This is a genomic window from Burkholderia sp. Ac-20379, from assembly GCF_017104645.1.
GTDB lineage: Bacteria > Pseudomonadota > Gammaproteobacteria > Burkholderiales > Burkholderiaceae > Burkholderia.
Window position 1 is genome coordinate 1 of sequence record NZ_JAAGPF010000536.1, and the last position, 3,068, is coordinate 3,068.

The following is a 3,068-nucleotide window of genomic DNA, read 5'->3' on the forward strand; positions in this document are numbered from 1 at the left end:
GTTCAGACGGGTGCTCTTCCGAGCTGAGCAGCGCCTTGAGGCTGCGCGCCGGCTTCGGCGCGGCCCCGCCCTGCGGCGGCGGCGCGTTCTCCAGCCCGATCGCGGCGAGCCGCGCGCTGGCCGGCTCGCTCAGGCCGTTCAGGCGCGTGAAGAAAACCAGGAACGCGCCGAGCACGATCACGGCCGAAGCGGCCAGCGCCACCCACAGCGGCACGTGACGCATCACCGGGTTGCGGCGATCCTCCACGCCGCGCCAGTGCGGCGCGAGTTCGGCGGCCGGCGCCTCGCGCAGCCCGCGAATGCGGCGGTACAGGTCGTCCTGGATGTCGGCGAGCCGGCCGAGGCCGCCCGGCTCCACCAGATAGCGCCCGCCGAAGCCGAGCGCGAGGCAGATGTACATCAGTTCGATCAGGTCGAGATGGCGCGAGAAATCGGCGCTCAGGCGGTCGAGGATCTGGAAGAACTTCGCGCCGCCGTAGGTTTCGCCGTGGAACGTGACGAGCAGCGTCTTCTGCGCCCAGCCGCTCAGGTCGCCCCACGGCGCGATGTTGACGGCCTCGTCGATCAGCGTGCACAGCACGTAGCGCGCGGCCATCACCGTCTGCGTGCTGATGCCGGCGTCCTGCGCGTACTGCTCGAAGCTGCGCACCTGCGCGACGGCCTGCTCGCGCAGGCGGGCGACGTCGGCCGGCGGCGCCACGCTGTGACGCAGTTGCACGGTCAGCAGCAGCAGCGGATTGGCGGCACGCACGAGCGGATTGGCCACGCCGCTCATGAAATCGCCGAGCTCGGCGCGGCGTTCGGCGCGGGCGATACGCGCGGCATGCGCAGCCTGATAGGTCGGCTGATCGGCGTCGGCCGGGCGCGGCATCGCGATGCGCGTGACGTCGTCGGCGCCGGACACGCCGGCCGCCTCGCGCGGACGCAGCACGGTGGCGTCGGGCGGCGGATTGCGATCGCCGTTGCGGGAGTTCGTGCTCATGTGCGCACCGCCCAGCATTGCAGGTCGAGGCCGGCGAAGCCGCTGCCGAAATGCATCGCGATGCCGCCCGAGGTCTTCAACATGCGCCACATCGACGATTGCCGGTCGCACTCGAAATAGACGAAGCCCGACGTGTACGGCAACTGGCGCGGCGCGACCGCCATCGGCGACACGCCGATGCCCGGCAGTTGCAGGTTGACCAGATCGCGGATCTTCTCGACCGGGCCGATCTTCGATTGCGTCGGCAGTTGCCGGCGCATGTCCTCGGCCTTCATGTCGGCCTTGGCGGCCAGCACGAAGGTGGCGGTGTCGAGCAGCGTCGGATCGGGCACCACGCCCACCCACACGCCGTACTTGCGCTGCTGCAGCGGGATCGGGATCGCGCTCTGCTCCAGCACGGCGCTCAGCGCGATGCGCAGCGCGGCGATCAGCGGCTCGAAGCTCTCGCGCAGGCTTTCGTGGCGATACGGCGCGAACGTGCGGCTGCGCTTGCCCGGCTCGGTGAACGTGGCCAGCTCGCCGGCCAGTTCGAGCAGTTGGCGATACAGCGCCTCGGGATGCAGCAGCGGCGCGGCGGCCAGATGCGCGATCAGCGGCTGGTAGCGGTTGATCACCTGCAGCATCAGGAAATCGGCGATCTCGGCCGCGCCGCCGCGATCGGTTTCCGCCACGCGGCCGGCCAGCGCCTCGCCGCGCTGGTGCAGCAGGCCCAGCAGCTCGGACAGGAACGTGACGAGCCGCTCGGCGGCCTCGGTGCGCAGCGCGGTGGGCATGAAGCCGTCGTCGAGGATCACGCGGCGGTCGGCCCGGCATTCGATCACGCGCGCGAGCGGGATCCGCATCAGCCCTTCGGTGGGCTGCGAATCGGGCAGCAGGCGCGCGCTCATGCCGGCCACCTCGAGCGTCGTCAGGCCTTCCATGCTGCCGGACGCGTCGCGCGCCTCGGTTTCGCGCACGCGGTAGCGCGTCAGTTGATCGGCGCTCGCGCCGGGCCACGCGCTGTCGGGCTGCGTGACCGAGCGCAGCGGCAAGGTCAGATGCACGGCCTGGTCGCGCCAGCTCGATTCGATGTCGAGCGGCGGCGGCAGCGGGTCGTCGCCGGGCATCGAGAACGGCGTGCCGTCGGGAAACACCCCGCTCGCGCGCTTGATGCCGAGCTTGCCGATCGCCAGCAGGTCGGTCTCGAGTTCGAGCTCGTGGAAGCCCCAGGCGTGCGGGCGCAGGCCGCCCGAGCGCAGCTCCACGTAGCGCTCGAAATAGCGCTCCTGCTGCTGCATGTGCTGCGGCCGCAGAAACAGGCCTTCGCTCCATACGATCTTGTTGCTTTGGGTCATGGCTATCGGTCGATCCAGGTTTCGTGTGCGGTGCGGGCGGCGGCGTGCGGCACGCTCAGTCGCGACGGCTTTTCAGGCGCGCCAGTTGTTCCTCGTAGGCCCGCGCGAATTCGTCGCCGAACAGGCGGCGGAAGCAGTCGTCGGGGTCGCGCGTGAGCGCCTCGAACTGCGCCTTGTAGCGTTCCCAGTGACGCGGCCGGCCGCCGAGCGAGAGCCGCCGCGGGCTGCCGCCCTCGGCCTCCTCGATGCGCGCCGGATCGAAATGCGCGAGCAGCGAGCGGAACGCCGAGCGCACGCCGGCCAGCATCGCCATCTGGTGATTGCGGATATCGGCGGCGGCGTCGTTGAGCGCGGCGCTGCCGGCCAGGAAGCCCTGATCGGGCGGCGCGAACAGCCGCTTGACGGCTTCCTGCGCGGTCGGCGCGAACTTCAGCGGGTTGTTCTCGGTGCGCTGGATCAGCGTGGCGGGCAGGCGGAAGCTGTTCTTCAGCTCGGCGCGCGCGCGCAGCACGTCCATCATGGCGTCCACGGCGATGCGGAACATCTCGTCGAGGTCGGGGGCCGCCTGCGCGGCTTGGGGCTGTGCGGCTTGGGGCTGCGGAGCCGGGACGGCGGCCGGCGCCGTATCGATGACAGCGGCGGACGATGCCGGAGCCGGTGCGGATGGCGGCGGCACGATGCGAGGCGGTGCGGCCTGCGGCGCGTCGCTTGCCGGCGGCGTCGCTTCGCTCGGCGCGCTCGGCGCGACCTGC

3 protein-coding genes are annotated in these 3,068 nt (G+C 71.3%); all 3 read right to left on the reverse strand.

Annotation, left to right across the window (positions count from 1 at the left end; all coding sequences use genetic code 11):
• On the reverse strand, window positions 1-982 hold a 982-nt coding region (icmH, locus tag G3N92_RS32415), incomplete at its 3' end, for a type IVB secretion system protein IcmH/DotU (protein ID WP_206131612.1).
• Window positions 979-2,316, reverse strand: coding sequence for a type VI secretion system baseplate subunit TssK (gene tssK / locus G3N92_RS32420; protein ID WP_206131613.1), 1,338 nt, complete (start codon window positions 2,314-2,316; stop codon window positions 979-981). The genes tssK and icmH, both read right to left, overlap by 4 nt.
• Window positions 2,317-2,371: 55 nt before the next feature.
• A partial coding sequence (gene tagH / locus G3N92_RS32425; protein WP_206131614.1) for a type VI secretion system-associated FHA domain protein TagH occupies window positions 2,372-3,068 on the reverse strand: 697 nt, incomplete at its 5' end.

Bases quoted from the DNA above. Each gene is read 5' to 3' on its own strand.
- tssK (WP_206131613.1), bottom strand. From the start codon at position 2,316: ATGACCCAAAGCAACAAGATCGTATGGAGCGAAGGCCTGTTTCTGCGG.